Here is a 23,287-nt window from a genome sequence, read left to right on the forward strand (position 1 = left end):
AAAATTCCGGTCATCAGGCGGCGAGCGGGCGGGCAAGGACGAAATCGTCGTAGAGCTTGCCGCCGACATTGAACTGGCGGGTACCGAGATCGGCGAATCCCTGTTTGCGGTAAAAGGCGAGCGCACGCTCGTTGCGCGCATAGACGCCGAGCAGAAGGCGACGGCATCCGCTCGCGGCCTCCAGCGCCTGCGCCATCAGCGCGGCGCCAAGCCCCGTCCCGTGAAAGCGCGACAGCGAATAGATGCGCTTCAGTTCGATATCGCCCTCCTCCGCAGCGGCAAGATCGGGCTTGCCGACGAGGGCGAAGCCGATCGGCGCTCCTCCCGGCTGCGCTTCGGCAATCCAGGCGTGCGCGCCGGCGGCCAGATGGGCACGATAGGCGGCCTCACTGTGCTGCGCGGCGCAATGACCGACAATCGCATCGCCATCCAGAATGCCGGCAAAGGTTTCCAGAAAGGTCGCCGCACCGATCAGCGCGAGCGCCGCAGCATCATCGGTTCCGGCCTCCCGGATCGTCCATGTCGGAATGTCGGTCACGGTTCAGGCCGCCATCGTGAAGGGTTCAAGCCCCGCGAGCCGGGTGCGTACTGCCACCTCGGGAATTTTCCGCGCAGGAAGCCCCTCGATCGCCTTCGCCATCGCGGCGATGTGCGCCGGGGTCGAACCGCAGCAGCCGCCCAGGATGTTGACCTGACCATGCTCGGCCCATTCGCGGACGAGCTCGGCGGTCGTCTCGGGCAGCTCGTCATATTCCCCGAGTTCGTTGGGCAGGCCCGCGTTCGGATAGACCATGACCAGCGCATCGGCGAGTTCGGACAGGACCTTCACATGCGGGCGGAGCTGGGCCGCGCCGAACGAGCAGTTAAGCCCGATCGTCAGCGGCTTCGCATGGCGCACCGCATACCAGAACGCCTCGACCGTGTGCCCCGACAGGTTGCGACCGCTGAGATCGGTGAGCGTCATCGAGATCATCAGCGGCAATTCGCGGCCGACCTTTGCTTCGGCTTCGATCGTCGCGGCAATCCCGGCCTTGGCATTGAGTGTATCGAAGATCGTCTCGATCAGGATGAAATCCGCCCCGCCCTCGGCGAGCGCGACGACCTGCTCCAGATAGACGTCCTTCAGCTCGTCGAAATCGATCTCGCGAAAACCCGGATTGTTGACGTCGGGCGACAGCGACAGCGTCTTGTTCGTCGGCCCGACCGCACCCGCCACGAAGCGGCGACGGCCGTCGAGCGCCTCATATTTCACCGCAGTCTCGCGGCCGAGACGCGCGCTTTCGATGTTGATGTCGGCAACGAGCGCTTCGGCACCATAGTCGGCCTGGCTGATCCGGTTCGCGCTGAAGGTGTTGGTGGAGACGATATCCGACCCTGCCGCCAGATAGGATTCGCCGATCGCGGTAACGACATCGGGACGCGTCAGCGCGAGGATGTCGTTGTTGCCCTTCTGGTCGTGCGACAGGCCGAGATTGCCCGCATAGCAGGCCTCGGTCAGCTTCTTGAGCTGGATCTGGGTACCCCAGCCGCCGTCGGTGAGCAGGATGCGCTCCCTTGCCGCCGCCTGCAGGGCTTCTCTTGCACCGGTCATGCGGCTTTCTCCGTCGCGGGCGCCGCCTGCGGGCGCAGGCCCAGAAGGTGACAGATAGCATAGCTGAGCTCGGCGCGGTTGAGCGTATAGAAGTGGAAATCGCGCACGCCGCCGGCATAGAGACGGCGGCTCATCTCGGCGGCGATCGTCGCGGCGACGAGCTGGCGGGCAGCCGGCAGATCGTCGAGCCCCTCGAACAGCGACACCATCCACGACGGGATCGCGGTGCCGCACATGTCGGCCATCCGCTTCGTCTGCGAGACATTCGACACCGGCAGGATGCCCGGAATGATCGGCGCGTCGATCCCCGCCGCCGCCGCCGTATCGCGAAAGCGGAGGAACGCCTCGGGCGAGAAGAAGAATTGCGTGATCGCGCGCGTCGCACCGGCATCGAGCTTGCGTTTCAGATTGTCGAGATCGGCTTCGGCGCACGACGCATCGGGATGCACTTCGGGATAGGCGGCGACCGAAATATCGAATGGCGCGACCCTCTTCAGCCCCGCGACCAGTTCGATCGCATTGGCATAGCCATCGGGATGCGCGCGATAGGGCTCGCCGCCGGGCACGTCGCCACGCAGCGCGACGATATGCCGAACGCCGGCGTCCCAATAGGCCTGCGCGACCTCATCGATCTCGGCGCGCGACGCCTCGACGCAGGTCAGATGCGCGGCGGGCGCGACCGCACTTTCGGCAGCGATGCGCGCGACGGTCGAATGGGTACGCTCGCGGGTCGATCCACCCGCACCATAGGTCACCGACACGAAACGCGGACCGAGGGGTTCAAGCGTCCGGAAGGTCTCCCACAGCTGCGCCTCCATCTTCTCGGTCTTCGGCGGGAAGAATTCGAAACTGACGCCGATATCGCCGTCCAGATTTGCGAACAGGGGCGAGGCCGCAGCGCGGCGCGCTTCGGCAAGCGAGTTCAGGTTCGATGTCATGCGGCAAGCCTTTTATTCTGCCCGCTCTCGGTCGCGGGGGTCTGATCTTCGTCGCTGCGCCGCCGCCCGAGCCACAGCTTCACCGCGAGGTCGCCACCCTCGAGCGTCTGCGTTGTCTCAAGCAGCAGGCCGGCCGAGGCGAACCAGCCGCGAATCTGCGCGTCGGAGAAGCCGAGGCGCGCATGCGCCCCGAGCGTGCGCAATTCCTCATCCTCGTGCGGCGCGAAATCGACGATCAGCAAGTGACCGCCGCCGCGCAGCACACGCGCAGCCTCGGCGATCACGCGATCGGGTTCGTGCGCAAAATGCAGTGCCTGATGGATGACGATGCTGTCGGCACTGGCGTCGGCCAGCGGCAGGCTGAGAAAATCGCCCTGCACCAGATCGATCGGTACCGCCTGGCCCTCAAGCTTCGTGCGCGCGATACGGAGCATTTCGGGGCTGCGATCGAGCGCGGTGATGCGACGCGCGGTCGGGGCGAAAATCTCCGCCATCCGGCCCGTACCGGTTCCGATGTCGACCAGATGGCCGAGCCGCCGGTTGTGCATCATCGCCAGCATCGCCGCCTCGACTTCGCTCTCGGCAATGTGGCGCGAGCGGATCGCATCCCATTCGGCCGCATGTTCGGCGAAATAACGTGCGGCGGCGGCCGCGCGCTCCTCGCGCACTGCGGCGAGGCGGCGCGCGTCGTGCGCGATGACCAGCGCCTCGCGCGCCGAATAGGGCCAGCTTTCCGCCTGCCCGACAATCTCGCCGACCGGGCCATTTTCTGAAATGCGCAGGAAGACCCAGCTTCCCTCGCGCCGCCGTTCGACAATCCCCGCCTCGGCAAGAATGCGGACATGGCGCGACACGCGCGGCTGGCTCTGGTCGAGCACGGCAGCGAGTTCGCCGATGGCAAGCTCCATCTCGCGCAAAAGCGCAACGACTCGCAGCCGCGTAGGGTCGGCCAGCGCCCGGAAAATATCGATCAGCTCGGTCACGGATACAGATATAAAGATTTCTTTATATGCAGTCAACCAGCGGCGACGCGCAGATTTCGCGGCGTCCTGCCTCGTCGACGCAAAATTGCGACGAAACGCGCCAGCTACCCGAAAAAAGGTCGTTGCGCCGATTCCGGCGAACCGGTAATTCTGCGCGCGATTGGCAGTTCTCGGGAGCGATTTGGTCCCTGTGCCGGTCGCTCATTCAACCGAGAGGGGTATTCCCAAAATGAAGAAATCGATCACTCTGTCGCTCGTTCTGGCCGCCACGATGGGCCTTGCTGCTTGCGGCGAAAAGGCTGCTGACACCGCCACCACCGAAACCCCGGCGACCGAAACCACCGAAGGTGCCGCTGACGGGGCGATGCAGGCCGCCGAAGGCGCCGCCGACGCCGCTGCGACCGCTGGCGACGCTGCCAAGGACGCAGGCGCCGCTGCCGCTGCCGGCGACACCGCCGCTGCTGGCGACAAGGCTGCTGAAGCTGCCGGCGCTGCCAAGGAAGCGACCGACGCTGCCAAGGACGCCAAGGCTGCTGCCGAAGAAGCCAAGAAGTAAGCTTCTTTTCCGGCCTTCGGCTGGACGAAAAGGGGTCGCCGGCTCGCGCCGGCGGCCCTTTTTCTTTTGGAACGGACCGCTCCGCTCGCTTGTTGCCAAGCCCCTGATCGGCAGCTAATTCTCTGCGTTGATGGCTGGTCCCCCGGCCATTGGAATTCGAAAGGAAAATCCATGCGCAAGATCATTCTCGCCTCGATGGCCGCTGCGGCTTTCAGCCTTACCGCCTGCTCGGAAAAGACCCAGGACGCTGCCGCCGACACCGCCGCATCGGCCGCTGACGACGCCGCCGCCGCGGGCGATGCCGCCGCCGACGCCGCAAGCAACGCAGCCGATGCGACCGCCGATGCCGCCAAGGATGCCGGCGCGGCCGTCGAAGGCGCCGCCGACAAGGCCGGCAACGTCGTCGAAGGCACCGCAGCCGCTGCGGGCGACGCTGCCTCGAAGGCTGGCGACAAGATCGCCGAAGAAACCAAGAAGGCCGAAGCCAACGACAAGAAGTAAGTCGCGGGCACGCCTTCGGGCTGTTATCGGGGGGCTCCATCCTTTACGGATGGGGCCCCTTTTCGCTGGAGCGGACGATGCGATACATATGGCCGGTTCTCGCCTTCGCCCTGATCCTCGCGGGGTGCAGCCGTACCGACAATGAGCCCGGCCCCGGCGGCGTAACCGTCAGCGAGGCAAAAGCACTCGACGATGCGGCAGAAATGCTCGAAAGCCGCGACGGCACTGCACCGAAGGCCGACGAGGCGGCAGCGGCCGGAGAAGCCGCCAAATAGCCTTTCCACCCGGTCGCACCGCGACTAGAAGGGTGACGTTCCGCGACTGGCGCTGAAGATGGAGTTCCATCGGGAAGCGGAACCGATGCGAGCCGCGCGCCTGGGTGATCCACGCCAGCGAAGGACCATCCGCATGACCGATATGCCCGACACCGCTCCGCAGACCACAGTCGTTTTCCTGCTCTTCCCGGGTATCACCCAGCTCGATTTCACGGCACCCGCACAAGCGCTCTGCCGGATGCCCGGCGCGGTGCTTGTCGGCGCGGCGGCAAGCCTCGATCCGATCACGACCGACAGCGGTTTTTCGATCCTGCCGACGCATAATTTCGCTTCTGCGCCGCAGGCCGATATCCTGTGTGTCCCCGGCGGGCATGGCGTGACCGACGCGCTAGGCGATACCGCAACGATCGATTTCATCGCGCGACAGGCCGCGGGCGCCGGGTGGGTCACGAGCGTGTGCACCGGCGCCTTTCTGCTCGGCCGCGCCGGACTGCTCGAAGGCCGGCGCGCGACGACCCATTGGGGCTATACCCACTGCTCCCGCTCGTCAGCGCGACGCATGAGGCGTCGCGGATCGTCGAGGACGGAAATGTCGTTACCAGCGGCGGCGTGACTTCGGGGCTGGATTTCGCGCTGACGCTGATCGCACGGATCAAGGGCGATGCGGTCGCGCAGGCGATCCAGCTTGCGATAGAGTATGACCCCGCCCCGCCCTTTGCGGGCGGCCATCCCGATCGCACGCCGCAGGCGATCACCGAAGGGCTGAAAGCCCGCGTCTATGACGCCGCTGCAGCCCGGATGGAGGCGGCGCTCCGGGCCTAGCGGCAGTCGGCGAGCGCGATCTCGTAGAGTTTGGGCCAATATTTGCCGGTGACGAACAGGCGCTTCTTCTTCGCGTCCCATGCAATGCCGTTGAGGACGCTGTCAGTACCTTTCGCGCCGGCATCAGCCTTGAGTCCCGCCAGATCGATCAGCGAAACAATCTCACCGGTCGCCGGGTCGATGCGGACGATGAAATCGGTCATCCAGACGTTGGCCCAGACCTGACCGTCGATCGTCTCGAGCTCGTTCAGCATCGCCAGCGGGCGCCCGTCGAAGCGTACGGTGATACGCTTCTGCTCCGTCATGGTGGCGGGATCGAAGAACTTGAGGTCCGGCGATCCATCGCTGAGAACAAGGCTGTCGCCGACCATGGTGACGCCCCAACCCTCACCCTCATATCTGAAATTTCCGAGCGGCTTCAGGTCCTTGATCGCCCACCTGTGGCCTTCGCCATTCTGCCAGGTGACCCCGATGATCTGGTCGCGCCAGCGCGTGATGCCCTCGCCGAACTGGTCGGCCGGCAGCTTCGTCTGGATCAGCGCGCGGCCGGTCTTGAGATCGAGCCGCGCCACGCGCGAGCGGCCATACTGGCCGGTGGCCTCGTAAAGATGCCCGTCCTCCCAGAACAGGCCCTGGGTAAAACTGGTCGCGTCGTGCGGATAGCTCTGGACGATGCGATAGCCGCAGCGCTCGACCGGCGCAGGATCGGCAGCGGCGGCGGCAAGGGCAAGAAACAGCATCATCGCTCCCGGCTACGACCATCCCGATGAACTGGCAATGGCCGAAGCCTCAACGGCGCAATTGCTTGCAGGCGGCAGCCGAGCCGAGCTCGCAGGCGCGATCGAGGTAGGTGATGGCGGTGCCCTGATCGAGCGAGACGCCGCGTCCCGTGCGATAGAGGCGCGACATGTTGACGCACGCGTTCGCATCGCCGATCTCGCAGCCGCGATCGAAGAATTGCGCCGCGATCACGACATTCGCGGGTCCGCCGCGCCCATATTCGTGCAGCAGCCCCAGCGAATTGCATCCGCCGCCATATTTCAGCTCGCATGCCTTTTCATAGGCCGTGCGGGCCAGCGCCTTGTTTTCCTTTCCGCCGAGCGTCTGATCGAGCGCCCATCCCTGCGCCGCGCACGAGCGGCCGTGCCCGCGATCGCAAAGCGCCGAATAATCCTTCATCGCGCGCGGAAGGTCGGCTGCGGTTCCGCTGCCCTTTTCCACCGCCACCGCCGCCCAGAAGCAGCTGTCGATGCGATCGAGATCGCACGCGCGGCGATAGGCGGCCAGCGCCGCAACCGCGTCGCGCGGTCCGCCGATCGGATGGTCGTAGGCGATCGCCGCATTGTTGCAGCCCTCGGCATCACCCTGCTCGCACGCACGAATGTAGAGCGTCCGCGCCTGCGTCTCGTCCCTGGCGACGCCGATGCCCCGTTCGTATCGGAAGCCGAGGTTCGAGCAGCCCATTCCCTCGCCGCCCTCGCACGCCTTTTCAAGGAACGGCGTCGTCGCAGCCTTTTCGGCATCGGTCGTGGCGCTGGCGAAGCGGAATACGGCGAGATTGTTGCACCCCCTCATATAGCCGAGCTCGCACGAGCGGACGAGCAATGCGTCGGCGCGACCGGCGTCGCGCGCCACGGCAACCCCCTTCTGGTAAAGCTCCGCGAGATAGGAGCAGGCCTGACCGTCACCGCCGTCGCATTCGCCGGGCAGCTTGGGTGCGGCAGCGCGATAGTCCTTGTGCTGAACCGCTTCGACGCCCGTGCGATAGGTGGCGGGCGGCGGCGGCGCGGGGGCATAGACAGGCGGGGGGGCCGGAGCTCTCGGGGCCTCAGGCGCGCCGACGGCAAGAACCGGCGCCAGTAGAAATGCCCAGAACAGCAGAATCCGCGACGACAACGACATTGTCTGCAAGTGCCCCCCATCTCCGATTGAAAACAGCCCCGGTTTCTGAATAGTTGGCCGCGACAGGTTGTAAAGGAGGGGGCATGCAATTCCGGGGGGTGCGGCTTATCGCCGCAGGGGTACTGGCAAGTGCCAGCAGCGCGGGGGCGCAAGAGGCGGGGAACAAGATCATTTCGGCGCCGCAACCGCCGCCGGTGCAGATGGTCGTTGCGCCGCCCGCCCCGCCGTCGGTCCTGCGTGCCGATTCGATCGAGGATGAAACCGCACGCTGGGGCGCGACACCGGTACAGGCACCGCCGCCGGCGACGCTGGACAAGAAGATACTGAAGCAGTTGCGCCGCGAACAGGAGCAGAACCGGCAGGCCTGCATCAAGGGCGGGGCACTCAAGTCCTGGATGGCAAAGTCGATACTCGCCGCCTGCGACAAGCTGCTGGCCCAGGCGCCCCCGGCCGACGCCGCCGGCTATTATCGCGCCCAGATTCTGCAGCGCCGCGCGCTGTCGCTGACGATATTGGGCGGCAACCGGCTGGCGATCGCCGCGCTCGACGAATCCGACCGGCTGGGCGCCGCCGCAAACGACGGCTTTTTCAAGCTCGGGATCGGGGTCGGCAACGACCTTCTGCGGGCCCAGGCACTGCGCCAGCTCGGCAAGACCGACGAGGCCATCGCCCTGCTCGGCAAGGTTCGCGCCGCGCGTCCCTATGCATCGAGCATCGTCGAAGCCGCCGACCGGCTGGAGAATGTGATCACCCCGGGACCGGCAAATCTGCGCCGCCTGTCAGAGGCGCGTATACCGATCGACCCCGAAATGCTGCGGGTTCTGTTCCTGATCGACCTTGTGGAAGGCCGGCTGGAGGATGCCGCGCAATCGGGCGACCAGATCAGCCTTCGCGAGCCGAAGATGCGCGGCGGCTGGGCGATCATCGGCGGCCCCGACGAATTCGAGACACTCGACCGGCAAGTCGTTTTCGGCAGCCTGCGCGCCTATGTGGCGGCTGCGCTCGGCAACCGCAGCAAAGCCGACGCGCTGTTCGCCGAAAGCCGCGCCGCGATCACCGACTATGCCGGTCCCGATCCGCGGTCGCTCGACCGCCGCGCGGCCGAGTGGAAGGTCAACCAGTATCTCGCCCGCGTGAAGCAGGGCGAGGAGGCCGGAAAGTCGATCGCCCTCGCCGAAACGCTGATCGCGCTGCGGCAGGATCGGGGCGCGCTGACGATCGAAGGCATCGAGAAAAAAGCCGAGGAGATGGACAAGGCGCCGCTGGTCCTGCCGATCCTGGTCGAACTGATGCGGCAGGTCGAAGGACGTCAGGCCCGCGAGGCAAAGGCCACCGCCGACATGGCGACGCGCCAGATGCTCGCCGGACTGGGAATGGTCGATCCGGGCGAGCTTGCCGCCCTGCTGCCAAAGCCCGAATCGCTCGATCTGGTTCCGAAATTCGGATCGAGCCCGAGCATGCTCTGGTTCGGTGGCGGTCCGGGCTGGTCGCAGTCGAAGGAAGGCGACGGGAACATCCGCACCGTCCGTTACGAAACCGATTTCGGCAGCAAGGCCATGATGGAGGAAATGCTGCTTCTCGCCTCCGCGCACCTCGCGCGCCAGGAAGGCAAGGACGGTTTTCTGGTGCTCGCGAGCCGCAGTTTCGCGCGGCAGACGACGATGGTCAGCTATTGGGGCGGTTCTTCGACCTATGATTCAGGTTTCGAGGCCCAGGCGCGCATTCAGCTGGTCGACACGGCGAACCTGCCGCCCGAACTCGCCGGCCAGAAGGGGCGGATCATCACCGCCGCACAGATCGAACGCGACCTCCAGCCCCGATATCAGAGCTATTTCGCCGAACGCGCCGCGATCAAGGAAGCGAAAAAGAAGGCGCGTTGAGCATAGAAAAGGGCCGGAGGATTGCTCCTCCGGCCCCGTTTCTCGTTGGCTGAGCGCCGAACGGTACGGACTTAGAAGTCCATGCCGCCCATGCCGCCCATGCCGCCGCCGCCCATCGGCATTGCCGGCTTGTCTTCCGGCAGCTCGCTGACGGCAGCTTCGGTGGTGATCAGCAGGCCCGACACCGACGCGGCGTCCTGAAGCGCGGTGCGCACGACCTTGGTCGGGTCGATGACGCCGGCGGCCTTCAGGTTTTCATAGACGTCGGTCGCGGCGTTGAAGCCCTGCTCCTGGTTATTTTCGCGTAGCAGGTTGCCGGCGACAACCGCACCGTCGTGGCCGGCGTTGGCCGCGATCTGGCGCAGCGGCGCTTCGATCGCCTTGCGGACGATGTCGATGCCGCGGGTCTGGTCGTCGTTGGCGCCCTTCAGGCCGTCGAGGGCCTTGGTGGCGTACAGCAGAGCCGTACCGCCGCCGGGGACGATGCCTTCCTCGACCGCAGCGCGGGTCGCGTGCAGCGCGTCGTCGACGCGGTCCTTGCGTTCCTTCACCTCGACTTCGGTCGCACCGCCGACCTTGATCACGGCAACACCGCCGGCGAGCTTCGCCAGACGTTCCTGCAGCTTTTCACGGTCATAGTCGCTGGTCGTGGTTTCGATCTGCGCACGGATCTGCTCGACGCGGCCCTTGATCGCATCATGGTCGCCAGCACCATCGACGATGGTGGTGTTGTCCTTGTCGATCGTGACGCGCTTCGCCTGACCCAGCATGTTCAGCGTAACCGACTCGAGCTTGATGCCCAGGTCTTCGCTGATCATTTCGCCGGCGGTCAGGATCGCGATGTCCTGCAGCATCGCCTTGCGGCGATCGCCGAAGCCCGGTGCCTTGACGGCCGCGACCTTCAGGCCACCGCGCAGGCGGTTCACGACGAGGGTCGCGAGCGCTTCGCCTTCGATGTCCTCGGCGATGATCAGCAGCGGACGGCCCGACTGCACAACCGCTTCGAGGATCGGAAGCATCGACTGGAGGTTCGACAGCTTCTTTTCGAAGATCAGGATGTACGGGTCAGCCAGTTCGACCGTCATCTTTTCGGGGTTGGTGATGAAGTAGGGGCTCAGGTAGCCGCGGTCGAACTGCATGCCTTCGACGACGTCAAGTTCGAACTCGAGACCCTTGGCTTCCTCGACGGTGATCACGCCTTCCTTGCCGACCTTTTCCATCGCTTCGGCGATCTTTTCGCCGACTTCGGTGTCGCCGTTGGCCGAGATGATGCCGACCTGCGCGATTTCCGAGGTGCCGGCGACCGGGGTCGAGCGTGCGGCGAGGTCAGCGACGACCTTGCCGACGGCGAGGTCGATGCCGCGCTTCAGATCCATCGGGTTCATGCCGGCGGCAACCGACTTCATGCCTTCGCGAACGATCGCCTGGGCGAGAACGGTCGCGGTGGTGGTGCCGTCGCCGGCCTTGTCGTTCGCCTTCGAGGCGACTTCGCGCAGCATCTGTGCGCCCATGTTCTCGAACTTGTCCTTGAGTTCGATTTCCTTGGCGACGCTGACGCCGTCCTTGGTGATGCGGGGCGCACCGAAGCTCTTGTCGATCACGACGTTGCGGCCCTTGGGGCCGAGGGTGACCTTGACGGCGTCGGCGAGGATGTCGACGCCCTTCAGGATGCGCTCGCGCGCGTCGCGCGAAAATTTAACGTCCTTGGCAGCCATGAGGATGCTCCTTCAAATAGAATGAAACTGGGAAGAATGGGCTCAGGCGAGAACGCCGAGGATGTCCGATTCCTTCATGATCAGCAGCTCTTCGCCGTCGACCTTGACTTCGGTGCCCGACCATTTGCCGAACAGGATGCGGTCACCCGACTTGACGTCGAGCGGGGTCACCTTGCCGTCTTCGGCCTTGGTGCCGCTGCCGACGGCGACGACTTCGCCTTCCTGCGGCTTTTCCTTGGCGGTGTCGGGGATGATGATGCCGCCAGCCGTCTTTTCTTCGGCTTCGATACGGCGGACGAGCACGCGGTCGTGCAGCGGACGAAATTGCATGGAAATCCCTCCAGAGATGGAAATGATATCGTTCTTAGCACTCACAAGGGGCGAGTGCTAACACGGCGCCATATGGGTGGGAGTCAGATAGGCGTCAAGCGCCGCGCTACAAGAATCTTGTGAAGCTTTTCGGTCAGGCCGGTAGCAGGCCGAGACGGGCGCGCATCCGCCAGCGCGCAAGCAGCAATGCCGCAACGACGATGAGCCCCACCGCGAGCCCGATCCATACGCCGACACCCGCGAGCGGAGTCCAGAAGCCGAGGTAGATCGCGGTGCCATAACCCGCGATCCAGTAACCGCAGACGGCGATGATCATCGGGATGCGCGTGTCCTGCAGGCCGCGGAGAACGCCCGCCGCGACGGCCTGCGCCCCGTCGAACAGCTGGAAAGCCGCAGCGACGACAAGAAACTGCATCGCGAAGCCGACGAGCGCGGCGTTGCGCGCCGCATCGACGTCGACATAGATCGACAGGACGAGCGACGGGAACAGCCACATCAACAGCGCGGTAAAACCCATGAAGCCGATGCCGAGCGCCAGCGAGGCATAGCCCGCCATTCCGATCCCGCGATGATCCTTTGCGCCATAGGCTAGGCCGACGCGGATCGTCGCCGCCTGCGCGACCCCGAACGGAATCTGGAAGGCGAGCGCCGCGACCTGCAGCGCGATCGTGTGTCCCGCGAGCTGCGCCTTGCCGATGCGGCCCATCAGGAAAGCCGCGCCGGTGAACAGGCCGGCTTCGGCCAGAATGGTCAGGCTGATCGGCGTGCCGATCCGCAGCATCTCGAAGAAACGGCTCCATTCGCTGCGCCACCAGTTGCCGAACAGGCGATAGCGACGAAGGCGCCGGTCGCTCTGGATGACCACGACATAGGCCAGCAGGATCAGGGTCGAAGTGATGACGCTGGAAATCGCCGACCCGTGGAGGCCGAGCGCGGGCATGCCGAGATGGCCGAACACGAGTACCCAGTTGCCGAGCGCGTTGACGAAGAGCGCGCCGAAGGTGATCATCGTCGCGATCGCCGGGCGGCCGAGCGCCGAGACGAAGATGCGCAGCACCGCCGCCGCGATCATCGGGAACATGCCGAGCATCAGGATCAGCAGAAAGCTGGCCGCGCGCGTTGTCAGCTCTTCGGGCTGGCCCGTCGCACGCATGATCGGCCCGCCGAGCGCACAGACGCCCATGAAGAGAAGCGAGACGAGCGCACTCAGCCACAGCGCCATGCGCACCGTACGGCGCACCTCGCGAACGCTGTGCTTGCGCCGGCCGAGTTCGGCGGCGATCAGCGGCGCTGCGGCGCTGACGAGACCGGTTCCGGTCCATAGCAGGAGCCCGAAGATCGAGACTCCCAGCGACGAGGCCGCCAGATCCCTGTCACCGAGCCGCGCGACGAAAATGACGTCGATTGCATGGACCATCATCTGAAGCAGGTTCGCCGCCGCCAGCGGCACGGCAAGCGCCAGCGTCGCGCGGAATTCCGAGCGGAAATTCTGCGGACGATCCGCAGTCAGGGGGGCAGCCTGCTCCAGCATAGCCGGCCCGGATAGGCGCGGCCCGGGGGCGGTTCAATAGGATCCAGACGCAGCGAAACGTTTCGTTCGTCGGGGGTGGCAAAAAGGCAACAGCCGCGGCTCAGTTGCTCCAGACCATTGCCATTTCATAGGCGAAGGCGAGGAAGGTCAGCGTCAGCCCGACGACGAACAGCCGGTAGGCATAGGCCAGAAACCGGTATTTGCGCCGCGCGAGGATCACGCCGTTCTGGTAGGTGTCGCGTAGCATCGTCTCGTAAAGATCTTCCTCGGTCCTGAGACGTGCCTTCACCGCATCGATGAACTCCTGCTCGTCCATCTGCTCGAAGCGGCCGAAGAACAGGATGTTGCTGTGATCCTTGCCGTCCCGGTAAACCGCCGGCGGCGCCTTGCCGACGCGCGGCAGCACCGCCGAGATCGCGAGCAGCGCCGACAGGAAGGAAAAGGTCGCGAGTACCGTCAGCGGCATTGCGAAAGCGCCCGCCCCGACCCGCGCCTGCCCGACGGCCAGCGTAAAGACCACGAAGGTCGCGCCCATCAGGATCGACGCCTTCTGGTCGGCCATCTGCGACAGCTGCATCGTGATCTGCTGGTTGGTGCGGACGAGGTGTACAGCATTCGGCGGAAAGGAAATCGCCGGCCGCTCAGCCGCCCCGTTCGACTTTTCGCTGTCCATACAGTCCCATCCCCTGCCCCGAATGCTCCAGCGACCCGGTCACACGGATGACATGAAGCGCCGCGAACGGCAAGATGCTGCCCGATTCCCGCCGCATTCGCTTGCCAAGCGAGGACCATCGCGGCATGCCGCACGCAACTTTATTCCTTTATGGGACGCACCACATGAGCACCGCCCTCACCGACCAGATTTACGGCCTGATCGCCCCCTTCAACAAGAAGGGCGTCGAGCTGACCGATGCGACGACCTTCGCCGGCGACCTCGAATGGGACAGCCTGACCGTCATGGATTTCGTCGCCGAGGTCGAGGACACGTTCGACATCATCATCAGCATGAACATGCAGGCCGAGATCGAGACCGTGGGCCAGCTCGTCGCCGCGGTCGAAAAGCTGCAGGGCTGACATGACCGATCTCTTTTCCAAGTTCGATCCGCTGATCCAGCAGCGCGAGACGCTGCTCGCGACGGGCGTCACCGATCCGTTCAGCCTGGTCATGGAAAAGGTGGTCTCGCCCACCGTCGCGATCTGCAACGGCCGCGAGACGATCCTGCTCGGCACCTATAATTATATGGGCATGACCTTCGACGAGGATGTCATCGCCGCGGGCAAGGACGCGCTCGACAAGTTCGGCAGCGGCACCACGGGCAGCCGCGTGCTCAACGGCACCTATCAGGGGCACAAGGAGTGCGAGGACGCGCTCAAGGAATTTTACGCCATGGACCATGCCATGGTGTTCTCGACCGGCTATCAGGCGAACCTCGGCATCATCTCGACGATCGCGGGCAAGGGCGACTATGTCATCCTCGACATCGACAGCCATGCGTCGATCTATGACGGGTGCAAGATGGGTGACGCCGAGATCGTCGCCTTCCGCCACAATGACGTCGAGGCGCTCGAAAAGCGGCTGAAGCGCCTGCCCCCCGAGGCGGGCAAGCTCGTCGTGCTCGAGGGCGTCTATTCGATGCTCGGCGACATTGCGCCGCTGAAGGAGATGATCCGCGTCTCGAAGGAAGCCGGCGCGATGGTGCTGGTCGATGAGGCGCATTCGATGGGCTTCATCGGCGAGCATGGCCGCGGTGTCGCCGAGGCGCAGGGCGTGCTGGACGATGTAGATTTCGTCATCGGCACCTTTTCGAAGAGCGTCGGCACCGTCGGCGGCTTCTGCGTGTCGAACCATCCGAAGTTCGAGATCATGCGGCTTGTCTGCCGCCCCTATGTGTTCACCGCCTCGCTGCCGCCGAGCGTCGTCGCGACCGCCGCGACAAGCATCCGCAAGCTGATGCACGGGTCGAACAAGCGCGCGCATCTGTGGGAAAATTCGAAAAAGCTCCACGGAGGTCTCCGCGCGCTCGGTTTCCAGCTCGGCACCGAAGAACCGCAGTCGGCGATCATCGCCGTCATCATGCCCGATCTCGAACGCGGCGCGATGATGTGGGAAGCACTGCTGGAAGAGGGGCTGTATGTGAACCTCGCGCGGCCGCCCGCGACCCCTGCCGGGATGACGCTGCTGCGCTGCTCGTTGTGCGCCGAGCACACGAGCGAGCAGGTCGACGAGATCCTCGGCCGCTTCGAACGCGCAGGCAAGCGCGCCGGGATCATCGGCTGAAGCGGCGTACCTCGCCGACCAGCGGATTCCTTTTCACGGCGAACTGAAGCGCGGGACGGGCTGCACGGCCTTCCCCGCTTTGCCCCGCCACGCTTGTCCGGTACAAGTTCCGCGTGTTCGAGAGGGATTTCGAAAATGACGCCGAGGGGCGGCGGGAGCGGCTGCGCTTCTGGCTGACGATCGGATTGGGGGCGATCCTGACCGGGGTCGTCGTCGCGCTCGTCCTGTTGCTCTCTCGCGCGAACGATAATTACGACCGCTCGCTCGGCTGGCAGGCGCACAGCCTCGAGGTGATCTCGCAGACACGTAGCCTCGACGCCGCGCTCGCGCGCTCCGAAGCCGCGCTCGGGCGCTTCGCGGTCGGGCTGCAGAAAGAGGACGGGCGCGTCTATCAGCACCAGTGGGGCGTATCGCAGCAATATCTGACGCTGCTTCAGCGCAACGTCCGCGACAACCCGAAGCAGGCCGAGCTCGTCGGCAAGCTGACCGCCGAACTGAAGGCGCGCGGCGACCAGCTCGGCGATGCCGCGCTCAGCGCCAATTATCGCCAGACCGTCGCCGCCATCTCCAAATATAATGCCGCAGGACATGACGCCGCGCTGATCCGCATCGACCGGCTGCTTTCCGAACTGATCCGCAACGAGCGGACGATCCTCGCCGAACGCAACCGCCTGGCCGCGTCGGACCGGGCGAGCCTGAACCAGGCGATCCTCCTTTTCTCGCTGCTCGGTGCCGCGGCGGCGGTGATCGCGATCGCGGCGACCGTCTCGCTCGTCCGCGCCGAAAGCGAGCGCCGCGCCGCGCGCCGCGAGACACTATTCGAGGCCGATCGCGCCATGCTGCTGTCGGCAGCGGTCGAGGAACGGACCGTCGAGCTGGCGCGGGCCAATGATGCGCTGCGCAGCGAGATGAACGAACGCGAGACCGCCGAAGCGCAACTCCGCCAAGCACAGAAGATGGAGGCGGTCGGCCAGCTGACCGGCGGCATCGCGCACGACTTCAACAATATGCTCGCCGTCGTCGTCGGCGGGCTCGAGCTCGCCCAGCGGCTGGTCGTCAGCGCGCCCGAAAAGGCGCAACGGCACATGAACAACGCGATGGACGGCGCGAACCGCGCCGCCGACCTGACCCGCCGTCTGCTCGCCTTCGCACGCTCGGAACCCGCGCGGCCCGAAATGGTGCTCGTCGACGAGTGCATCGCGGGCTTCGGCGAGTTGATCGAGCGGACGATCGGCGACCGCATCGCCCTGACGCTCGACCTGAAGGCCGAAGGCCTGTCGTGCTGGGTCGACCGGCAGCAATTCGAAAATGCCCTGCTCAACCTCGCGGTCAACGCGCGCGACGCGATGGACGGCCATGGCTCGCTGACAATCCGGACGCTGCGCGACGACGAGGATCAGGCTGCGGCGCTTGCGGTACAGGTTATCGATACGGGTTGCGGCATGTCGCCCGAAGTCCTCGAGCGCGTGTTCGATCCCTTCTATACGACCAAGCCCGCAGGTCAGGGCACGGGGCTCGGCATGAGCCAGGTCTTCGCTTTCTGCCGCCAGTCGGACGGCGAGGTCCAGATTTCATCGACCGAGGGCGAAGGAACGAGCGTTGCGATGCTGCTCCCCGTCGCCAAGCCCGAACAGCACCACGCGTCGGCAAGCGAAGCCGATGGCGACCCCGGCGAGGCTGCGCCGGCCGATACGCTGAGCATATTGGTCGTCGAGGACGACAAGCGCGTGCTCATCGCAACCGTCGATGCGGTCGAGGAGCTCGGACACAAGGCCGTCGCCTGTGCCAATCCGCTCGAGGCCGAGACGCTGGTCGAACGCCACGGCGGCTTCGACCTCATCCTCTCGGACGTGCTGATGCCCGAACTGACCGGGCCCGAAATGGTCGCACAGCTTAAGCAGCGCTGGCCCGAACTGTCGGTGTTGTTCGTCACCGGCTACGCCGGAGACGCCAGCGAGATTGCGGCTTTCGGAGATCACGATGTCCTGCGCAAACCCTTCACGCTGACCGCGCTCGATCAGGCGATCCGGCGCAGCGGCGACGCGAGGCCCGAAGGCCAGCGGCTGGCCAGCTGATCCCGTTCGACGCATTTCCCAAGGAAAATGCCTAGCGAATTGCGCCGCTTTTCATCAGGCGGGGCACCAGCGTCAGCGCAGCAACGAGCGGCCAGCGGCGCTGCCACGGCTTGATCTCGATCTTCGTGCCCGCATGGCGGTTGATCTTCCACGCGAGATAATCGATCCCGCCGGCGTAGGTCAGGCTGGCCTTTGCCAGACGCGCGACGCTGAGCAACTTGCCTTCGATCCGGCGGCGCGCCCAGCCGCCGCCCGATGCTTCGGCCTGTATCGCAGCCGCTGCCGCCTCGCCGAAACGCACATAGCGATCGGGTTCGGCATCGACCACCGACTGCGCGCGCGTCGTGCGTTCGGCGCGAAGTTCGACCGAATAGGTCAGCGAAAAGGCACGGCGCCACCAGTCGAGCACCGCTTCGCCGGCGATCCGTCCAGCCGCGGCAAGCAAGGTCGGCGCGGCGCGCGCCACCGCAGTCACCGCGCGACCCCGCGCCGTGTCGTCGACGGCCCAGACGAGCCGCGAAGGCTGCGCGAAACGTGCCCACACCGAAACGTTGCGCGTCTCCGGCCCGTTCAGGCGATCGAAGTCGGCCTCGCTCAGCACGGCATATTTTGCGATCAGCCCGTCATGCTGGAACGGAAAGACGTTCGGCGGAATCAGCCGGTTCGCGATCGCCATCCAGCGCTTCGGATAGGCGTCGCCATAGTCGGACACGATCAGGTAGAAATCGAGCATCAGTCCGTCGAGTTCGCTCTCGCGGAGGCAGCTGCCATAAAAGAGCACCGCGCGGGCGCTCCCCGGATATCGGGCCGCGATCGCCGCCGCCATCGCCGCGACGCGCGGATCGACGGGCGCGGACAGCTCTTCGCGAACGAGGCTCGTGATATCGGACATCGCCGCGGCCTCAGGCCGCGAGGCGCAGGAATGGCACCGGCTGCGTCGAGGTCAGGATGATCGGCTTGCCGTTCTTCGCCTGATAGATTTCGCCGTCGAGAATGACGTTCGAGCGTTCACCCTCGATGCGGATCTCGTCGCCCTGCTGAAAATGCACGCCCTCGAGCGGCTTCTGCCCTAGCGTGCCGCGCCACGTTGCGCCGAGCATCCGGAACAGCGCACCGACGCTGGTTTCGGTGGCGAGCAGCTTCATATTGCCGTTCGAGCCGTGGCTTTCACTGGTACGGATATTGAGCAGCAATTTCTCGAGCGTCGTCACGATCAGCAGCGAGAATTTGCCCTTGAACTCGCCCTGGCGGATCAGCGAGACCTTCATCGGCTGCGGCTTGGGCGGCAGGCGCCCGCCGCCGAGGCCGAAGATGATCGCGAACAGGCCGAGGATCGCGGCCAGCACATGCGACACGCCATTCGGCAGCCCGAGCGGATAGATGCGGTTCCGGCAATAGAGCATCACGTCGGCCAGATAGGCGCCCCCGAGGAACATGCCGAGCACCGGCCGGGTATCCCCGCCGTCGAGCGAGATCAGCTGGCGCTCGATGACATGATCGTCGAGATGGCCGGACTCGACCAGTTCGACGACGCGTTCGAGCGCTTTCAGGGGATTTCCCTCGGCACCGAGATCGAGCGCGATCAGATTGGTCTTGCCGTTCGGCAACACCGCGACCGGCGGCGGCGAGCCATCGAAATGACCGCCCGAATAGAGCTCGGTCAGCGCGGCCTGCACCGTGCCGTCACCGCCATTGATCGCGATGACGCGCGGCGAGACCATCGCGATCGTGCGGATCGCCTCGCCGATCTGGGCGACGTCCTCGACCTCGTAATGGAAGATGTCGGGATGCGCCGCGCAATATTCGCGTACCCGCGGCAACAGGGCACGGTTCCCCGTCGACCGCGGATTGGAAAGAAGCGCGACGCTCGCCATCCCCGCTTACATATATTTCATGGAGATGGAGATCGTCCGCGGCGCGTTGCCGACCTCGAACGCCGTCTTCTTGTAACTCGGCTTGCCGAGATTGAAGATGTTGATGCTCGGGTTGTTCGACATCCCGCCGCCATCGGCCGACAGGTCGGTCTTGCCATTGCCGTTGACGTCATGACGCACCGCGATGCCATAGCTGCCCGCAGCCGGCAGCGGCACGCAGACGGTCATCGATCCGGCGCGGGCGGGAACCTCGACACGCGTGATCCAGCGGCCCTTCGCCAGCCATTCGGACGCGTTGGCACGATAGCTCTGGACGCGGATACGGCCGGTCCCGGCCTTGACGCCGTTGATCTGGACCAGGGTGGACGGTCCGCTCCGGCATTTGGACAGATCGTTCGAGATGACCTGCCCCTCTGCGTTCGCTGCTACCGAGACGGCCAGCAGAGCCACGCAGAGCGAAGTCGACAGAAATTTCGACATGACGCAATAGCTCCAAGTGGTTATAGCCACGCCAGCAAACCACGCTGACATGGGTCCCTGTTGCCCTTGAATCGGATATCGGAACCATTTGCGGCCAAATCATGGTGATGGGGCGACGAAAGATTGAATAGATTGCCCGCCATCGACCGCTACATCGCGCGGCTTGTCTTCTTCCCGATGCTCGGCACCCTCGTCCTCTCGGCGATGCTGCTCGTGCTCGAGAAGATGCTGCGCCTTTTCGATTTCGTCGCCACGGAAGGCGGCCCCGTCAGCGTCGTGTGGCGGATGCTCGCGAACCTGATTCCCGAATATCTCTCGCTCGGCATTCCCATTGGGCTGATGCTGGGAATTCTCCTTGCTTTCCGGAGACTTGCAACTTCGAGCGAGCTCGACGTCCTGCGCGGCGTCGGCATGAGTTTCGGGCGGTTGCTGCGCGTCCCCTATGGGTATGCGATCGCGCTTGCGGCGCTCAATCTGGCGATCGTCGGCTTCATCCAGCCCTATGCGCGCTACGCCTATGAGGGCCTGCAGTTCGAACTGCGCTCGGGCGCGCTCGGTGCGTCGATCAAGGTCGGCGAATTCACCAAGCTGGGCAACCGGATGACGCTGCGGATCGAGGAAAGCTATGACGACGGCAAGTCGCTGCGCGGTATCTTCGTGCGCGGCGACAACAAGGACGGGCAGCGCGTATCGGCGACCGCGTCGCGCGGGCAGTTTCTTGCCACCGACGATCCGAACACGATCATCCTCCGGCTGACGCAGGGCGTCCTGATCCATGAATCGCCGAAATTTGCGGTGCCGCGCGTCCTGACATTCGACAATCACGACCTGCCGATTCCGCTGCCGAAGATCGAGGCGTTCCGCCTGCGCGGCGGCGCCGACCGCGAGCTCACCATTCCCGAGCTGTTTGTCGTCGGCAAGGATCAGAAGGAATCGCTGAAGACGCGTCTCGAATCGCGGGCGAATTTCCACTTCCGCATCGTCGAGGTCATGTCGATGTTCCTCGTGCCGCTGATCGCGATCGCGCTCGCGATACCGCCCAAGCGATCGACCTCCTCGCTCGGCGTCTTCCTGTCGATCGTGATGCTGGTGACCCAGCACAAGATCAATCAATATGCCGAGGATCTGGGCGCGCGCGGGACGATCGATCCGCTGATCGCGCTGTGGGTCCCCTTCCTGCTGTTCGCCGCGCTGGCCATCTGGATGTACTACACCGTCGCGCACGTCCCCGGCGGCCAGCCGATCGGCGCGCTCGAACGCGTCGCGGCGAAGGGCGGCCAGCGTCTCCGCGGCCTGCTCCGCTTCTTCCAGCGTACCCCGAAAGCCGCCTGATGCAGCAGCTCAGCTTCTTCCCCTCGCGCACCATGGCGCTCTACGTCGGCCGGCTGTTCCTGATCCGCAGCTTTTCGATCCTGTTCGCGCTGGTGCTGGTGCTCCAGACGCTCGACCTGCTCGGCGAAAGCGGCAAGATCCTCGCCGTTGCTGGCAACGGCGACAGCGAGGTCTGGCGCTATGTCGGGATGCGCATGCCGCAGATTATCGAGACCTTTCTGCCTTTTTCGGTGCTACTCGGGACGATCCTGACGCTGGTGACCCTCAACCAGAACAGCGAGGTCATCGCAATGAAGGCGTCGGGCATGTCGGCGCATCAGGTTCTCGCGCCGCTGTTTCTGGCCTCCTTCCTCGTCGCGGGGATCAGCTTTGCTTTCAACGAGCGGATCGTCACGCGATCGACCGCGGCGCTCAGCGCCTGGCAGAAGGTCGAATATGCGAAGGTCCCGCCCGACAGCGGCGTGCGCACGAACATCTGGGTCCGTGCGGGCAACGACCTGATCAATGCGGGCACGGTCGAGACGAGCGGCCCCGGAATCGTGCTGCGCGACGTCACCGTCTATGAGCGCACGCAGGGCGTGCTGTCGTCGATGCTGAAGGCCGACAGCGCGAAGCAGGTCGCGGGCGGCTGGGAACTGACCAACGCGCGGCGGTTCCTGCGGCGATCGGGCTCGCTCGAACAACTGGGCACGGTTGTTGCGATGAAAGGCGTGCGGCCCGACCAGTTCACGCTGGCGCAGGTCGACGGCGACGAACTGCCCTTCCCCAAACTCGCCTCGGCGATCGCCGACCTCGAGGCCGCGGGACGGCCGGTCGACGCGCTGAAGGGCGTGCTGTGGCACAAGATTTCGGGGCCGCTGTCATCGATCCTGATGCCGCTGCTCGGCGCGGTTGCGGCTTTCGGACTCGCCCGGTCGGGCAAGCTGTTCGTCCGCGCGATCCTTGGCATGGCGCTGGGCTTCGCCTATTTCGTCGCCGACAATTTCGCACTCGCGATGGGTGATCTGGGCGCCTACACGCCGTTCCTCGCCGCGTGGGGGCCGTTCATCCTCTTCGCGCTGATCGGCGAGATGATCCTGATCCGGACCGAGGAATAATCAGGCCGCGGCGCCCTTCGCCGATCCTGCGACAAGGTTCATCACCAGCTTCGGCAGACTGTCGTAATTCGCACCATGATATTGCGAATCCGCGGGCAGCGCGTCCTTCAGACGGCGGTGCGCCTCGGGCAGCGCGTGGTATGGCACGCCCGGCAGCAGATGGTGCAGCGCGTGATAGCGCAGGCCGACAGGCGCCCACAATTCGGGCAACAGGCCCGGCGGCGGGACGTTGACGCTGTCGAGAAACTGGCCGGTCACGGTCAGAACTTCGCCGTCATTTTCCCACAGATGCGCAACGAGCGTGCGGATCTGGTTGAGCACCAGCGTCGCCGCGGCGATGCTGCCGAAGATGACGAGCGCACGAAGCGGAACCCAGCCGAAGACGCCTGCGGCGACGAGCAGGGTTGACCACGCCCATGCGCCGCCCTCCTGCCACGCCCACTGGCGGCGGAATTCGCCTTCGGGGGACTTGCGGCGGAACATCGGGTTGATGATCATCCCCGAATAACGCTCGCGCACGATGCGGCGAAGCGGCGGGATCAGGAACGACAGCGGCGTCAGCACCGCGTAGCGAAAGACCAGCGCGAGCGGCGCGAAGGCCGCGGCAACGACGAAGAGCGGAACCGTCCAGGGCTTCATCAGCGCGAGCGGCAGATATTCGGGGTCCTCGACCGTGCCATATTTGGTGCGGTTATGGTGCAGGCTGTGAATGCCCTCGTACATGAACGACGGGATCAGCATCGGCACGCCGACCAGAAGATTCCACGCGAAACGGAAACCCGGCAGCGCATTCTTCCGGATGTGCGTCAGTTCGTGGATGAAGCTGCCCGCGCGATACAGCGCGACGACCGCGACCAGCGCGGCGACAAGCATCCACGCGGTCGACGGCGCGAGGATCGCCGCCGCGATGCCCGCATAGCCGACGAGGGTCGAGGCCAGAAAATCGGTCCAGTAGATGCGCGCGTCCGGGTTGACGAGATCGCGCGTCAGCTCCGAAGCCGCGCGGATCATCGCCATATCGTCGGCGATCGCCGACTTCGGTGTTTTCGCCATCGCCGCGGCAGGGGTCGCGATCCGATCGGCAGGGGGATTGATCGTCGTCATAAGCGGTCCAGAACCATTATTTC

The 23,287-nt window shown here is 65.2% G+C and carries 25 protein-coding genes and 1 riboswitch; of the genes, 11 read left to right on the top strand and 14 right to left on the bottom strand.

What is annotated here, in order from left to right; translation table 11 throughout:
* Positions 1-13: 13 nt before the first annotated feature.
* The 4 genes from L7H23_RS07035 to L7H23_RS07050 are packed head-to-tail and all read right to left on the bottom strand — an operon-like array spanning position 14 to position 3,512.
* Complete coding sequence (locus L7H23_RS07035) at positions 14-538, bottom strand: GNAT family N-acetyltransferase (RefSeq protein ID WP_237838633.1); 525 nt, start codon at positions 536-538, stop codon at positions 14-16.
* A gap of 3 nt (positions 539-541) precedes the next feature.
* Positions 542-1,591: a homocysteine S-methyltransferase family protein gene (locus L7H23_RS07040; protein WP_237838634.1), complete on the bottom strand. Its 1,050-nt coding sequence runs from the start codon at positions 1,589-1,591 to the stop codon at positions 542-544.
* Positions 1,588-2,529, bottom strand: coding sequence for a methylenetetrahydrofolate reductase (gene metF, locus L7H23_RS07045; protein WP_237838635.1), 942 nt, complete (start codon positions 2,527-2,529; stop codon positions 1,588-1,590). The genes L7H23_RS07040 and metF overlap by 4 nt, the downstream gene beginning before the upstream one ends.
* Positions 2,526-3,512: a metalloregulator ArsR/SmtB family transcription factor gene (locus L7H23_RS07050; protein ID WP_237838636.1), complete on the bottom strand. Its 987-nt coding sequence runs from the start codon at positions 3,510-3,512 to the stop codon at positions 2,526-2,528. Before L7H23_RS07050 ends, metF begins: the two co-directional genes overlap by 4 nt.
* 229 nt (positions 3,513-3,741) lie before the next feature.
* On the opposite strand from L7H23_RS07050, the gene L7H23_RS07055 reads away from it, so the two are divergent.
* The 5 genes from L7H23_RS07055 to L7H23_RS07075 all read left to right on the top strand — a co-directional run bounded on the left by L7H23_RS07055 (position 3,742) and on the right by L7H23_RS07075 (position 5,666).
* Positions 3,742-4,068 carry a hypothetical protein gene (locus tag L7H23_RS07055; RefSeq protein ID WP_237838637.1) on the top strand — a complete coding sequence of 109 codons (327 nt, stop codon included), beginning with the start codon at positions 3,742-3,744 and terminating at the stop codon, positions 4,066-4,068.
* A gap of 171 nt (positions 4,069-4,239) precedes the next feature.
* Positions 4,240-4,569, top strand: a complete 330-nt coding sequence (locus L7H23_RS07060) for an entericidin EcnAB (RefSeq protein WP_237838638.1) — start codon at positions 4,240-4,242, stop codon at positions 4,567-4,569.
* A 77-nt stretch (positions 4,570-4,646) separates the two neighbouring features.
* Positions 4,647-4,844 carry a hypothetical protein gene (locus L7H23_RS07065; RefSeq protein ID WP_237838639.1) on the top strand — a complete coding sequence of 66 codons (198 nt, stop codon included), beginning with the start codon at positions 4,647-4,649 and terminating at the stop codon, positions 4,842-4,844.
* 32 nt (positions 4,845-4,876) lie between these two features.
* A riboswitch (ZMP/ZTP riboswitch) is annotated at positions 4,877-4,957 on the top strand.
* Between the two features lie 20 nt (positions 4,958-4,977).
* Positions 4,978-5,457, top strand: a complete 480-nt coding sequence (locus tag L7H23_RS07070) for a DJ-1/PfpI family protein (RefSeq protein WP_237838640.1) — start codon at positions 4,978-4,980, stop codon at positions 5,455-5,457.
* The gene (locus tag L7H23_RS07075; RefSeq protein WP_237838641.1) at positions 5,454-5,666 is read left to right on the top strand and encodes a hypothetical protein; all 213 of its coding nucleotides are present in this window, start codon (positions 5,454-5,456) and stop codon (positions 5,664-5,666) included. Before L7H23_RS07070 ends, L7H23_RS07075 begins: the two co-directional genes overlap by 4 nt.
* Here L7H23_RS07075 and L7H23_RS07080 read toward each other — a convergent pair.
* Positions 5,663-6,409, bottom strand: a complete 747-nt coding sequence (locus tag L7H23_RS07080; protein WP_237838642.1) for a glutaminyl-peptide cyclotransferase — start codon at positions 6,407-6,409, stop codon at positions 5,663-5,665. The two genes, L7H23_RS07075 and L7H23_RS07080, sit on opposite strands and share 4 nt — an antisense overlap.
* Positions 6,410-6,455: 46 nt before the next feature.
* Complete coding sequence (locus tag L7H23_RS07085) at positions 6,456-7,562, bottom strand: tetratricopeptide repeat protein (protein WP_237838643.1); 1,107 nt, start codon at positions 7,560-7,562, stop codon at positions 6,456-6,458.
* A gap of 89 nt (positions 7,563-7,651) precedes the next feature.
* On the opposite strand from L7H23_RS07085, the gene L7H23_RS07090 reads away from it, so the two are divergent.
* Positions 7,652-9,448 carry a hypothetical protein gene (locus L7H23_RS07090; RefSeq protein ID WP_237838644.1) on the top strand — a complete coding sequence of 599 codons (1,797 nt, stop codon included), beginning with the start codon at positions 7,652-7,654 and terminating at the stop codon, positions 9,446-9,448.
* Positions 9,449-9,519: 71 nt separating this feature from the next.
* Here the strand turns inward: L7H23_RS07090 and groL are convergent, their stop codons facing one another.
* The 4 genes from groL to L7H23_RS07110 all read right to left on the bottom strand — a co-directional run bounded on the left by groL (position 9,520) and on the right by L7H23_RS07110 (position 13,697).
* Complete coding sequence (groL, locus tag L7H23_RS07095; protein WP_237838645.1) at positions 9,520-11,163, bottom strand: chaperonin GroEL; 1,644 nt, start codon at positions 11,161-11,163, stop codon at positions 9,520-9,522.
* 42 nt (positions 11,164-11,205) lie between these two features.
* On the bottom strand, positions 11,206-11,493 hold the full coding sequence (gene groES, locus L7H23_RS07100) for a co-chaperone GroES (RefSeq protein ID WP_237838646.1): 288 nt from the start codon (positions 11,491-11,493) through the stop codon (positions 11,206-11,208).
* 133 nt (positions 11,494-11,626) lie between these two features.
* Positions 11,627-13,024 carry an MATE family efflux transporter gene (locus tag L7H23_RS07105; RefSeq protein WP_237838647.1) on the bottom strand — a complete coding sequence of 466 codons (1,398 nt, stop codon included), beginning with the start codon at positions 13,022-13,024 and terminating at the stop codon, positions 11,627-11,629.
* Positions 13,025-13,124: 100 nt separating this feature from the next.
* A complete protein-coding gene (locus L7H23_RS07110; RefSeq protein ID WP_237838648.1) occupies positions 13,125-13,697 on the bottom strand; it encodes a Pycsar system effector family protein in 573 nt (190 codons plus the stop codon).
* A 164-nt stretch (positions 13,698-13,861) separates the two neighbouring features.
* Here L7H23_RS07110 and L7H23_RS07115 point away from each other — a divergent pair, with 164 nt between their 5' ends.
* The 3 genes from L7H23_RS07115 to L7H23_RS07125 all read left to right on the top strand — a co-directional run bounded on the left by L7H23_RS07115 (position 13,862) and on the right by L7H23_RS07125 (position 17,377).
* Positions 13,862-14,098, top strand: a complete 237-nt coding sequence (locus tag L7H23_RS07115) for an acyl carrier protein (RefSeq protein ID WP_039571860.1) — start codon at positions 13,862-13,864, stop codon at positions 14,096-14,098.
* A gap of 1 nt (position 14,099) precedes the next feature.
* Positions 14,100-15,302: an aminotransferase class I/II-fold pyridoxal phosphate-dependent enzyme gene (locus L7H23_RS07120; RefSeq protein ID WP_237838649.1), complete on the top strand. Its 1,203-nt coding sequence runs from the start codon at positions 14,100-14,102 to the stop codon at positions 15,300-15,302.
* 113 nt (positions 15,303-15,415) lie between these two features.
* Positions 15,416-17,377 (top strand): ATP-binding protein, encoded by a 1,962-nt coding sequence (locus tag L7H23_RS07125; RefSeq protein WP_237838650.1) that lies wholly within the window; start codon positions 15,416-15,418, stop codon positions 17,375-17,377.
* Between the two features lie 31 nt (positions 17,378-17,408).
* Here L7H23_RS07125 and L7H23_RS07130 read toward each other — a convergent pair whose 3' ends face one another.
* From L7H23_RS07130 to L7H23_RS07140, 3 genes are read right to left on the bottom strand one after another with little or no spacing between them, the layout of a single operon-like run.
* Positions 17,409-18,269 (bottom strand): hypothetical protein, encoded by an 861-nt coding sequence (locus tag L7H23_RS07130; protein ID WP_237838651.1) that lies wholly within the window; start codon positions 18,267-18,269, stop codon positions 17,409-17,411.
* 10 nt (positions 18,270-18,279) lie between these two features.
* On the bottom strand, positions 18,280-19,251 hold the full coding sequence (locus L7H23_RS07135; protein WP_237838652.1) for a diacylglycerol kinase family protein: 972 nt from the start codon (positions 19,249-19,251) through the stop codon (positions 18,280-18,282).
* A 6-nt stretch (positions 19,252-19,257) separates the two neighbouring features.
* Positions 19,258-19,731: a DUF2141 domain-containing protein gene (locus tag L7H23_RS07140; protein WP_237838653.1), complete on the bottom strand. Its 474-nt coding sequence runs from the start codon at positions 19,729-19,731 to the stop codon at positions 19,258-19,260.
* A 123-nt stretch (positions 19,732-19,854) separates the two neighbouring features.
* Here L7H23_RS07140 and lptF point away from each other — a divergent pair, with 123 nt between their 5' ends.
* Both lptF and lptG read left to right on the top strand, forming a co-directional pair.
* On the top strand, positions 19,855-21,063 hold the full coding sequence (gene lptF, locus L7H23_RS07145) for an LPS export ABC transporter permease LptF (protein ID WP_275671231.1): 1,209 nt from the start codon (positions 19,855-19,857) through the stop codon (positions 21,061-21,063).
* Positions 21,063-22,160: an LPS export ABC transporter permease LptG gene (lptG, locus tag L7H23_RS07150; protein WP_237838654.1), complete on the top strand. Its 1,098-nt coding sequence runs from the start codon at positions 21,063-21,065 to the stop codon at positions 22,158-22,160. The genes lptF and lptG overlap by 1 nt, the downstream gene beginning before the upstream one ends.
* Here the strand turns inward: lptG and L7H23_RS07155 are convergent, their stop codons facing one another.
* Entirely contained in the window at positions 22,161-23,264 is a 1,104-nt protein-coding gene (locus L7H23_RS07155) for a fatty acid desaturase (protein WP_237838655.1), read from the bottom strand.
* Between the last annotated feature and the right edge of the window lie 23 nt (positions 23,265-23,287).

The organism is Sphingopyxis sp. BSN-002, from assembly GCF_022024275.1.
Classification (GTDB): domain Bacteria; phylum Pseudomonadota; class Alphaproteobacteria; order Sphingomonadales; family Sphingomonadaceae; genus Sphingopyxis.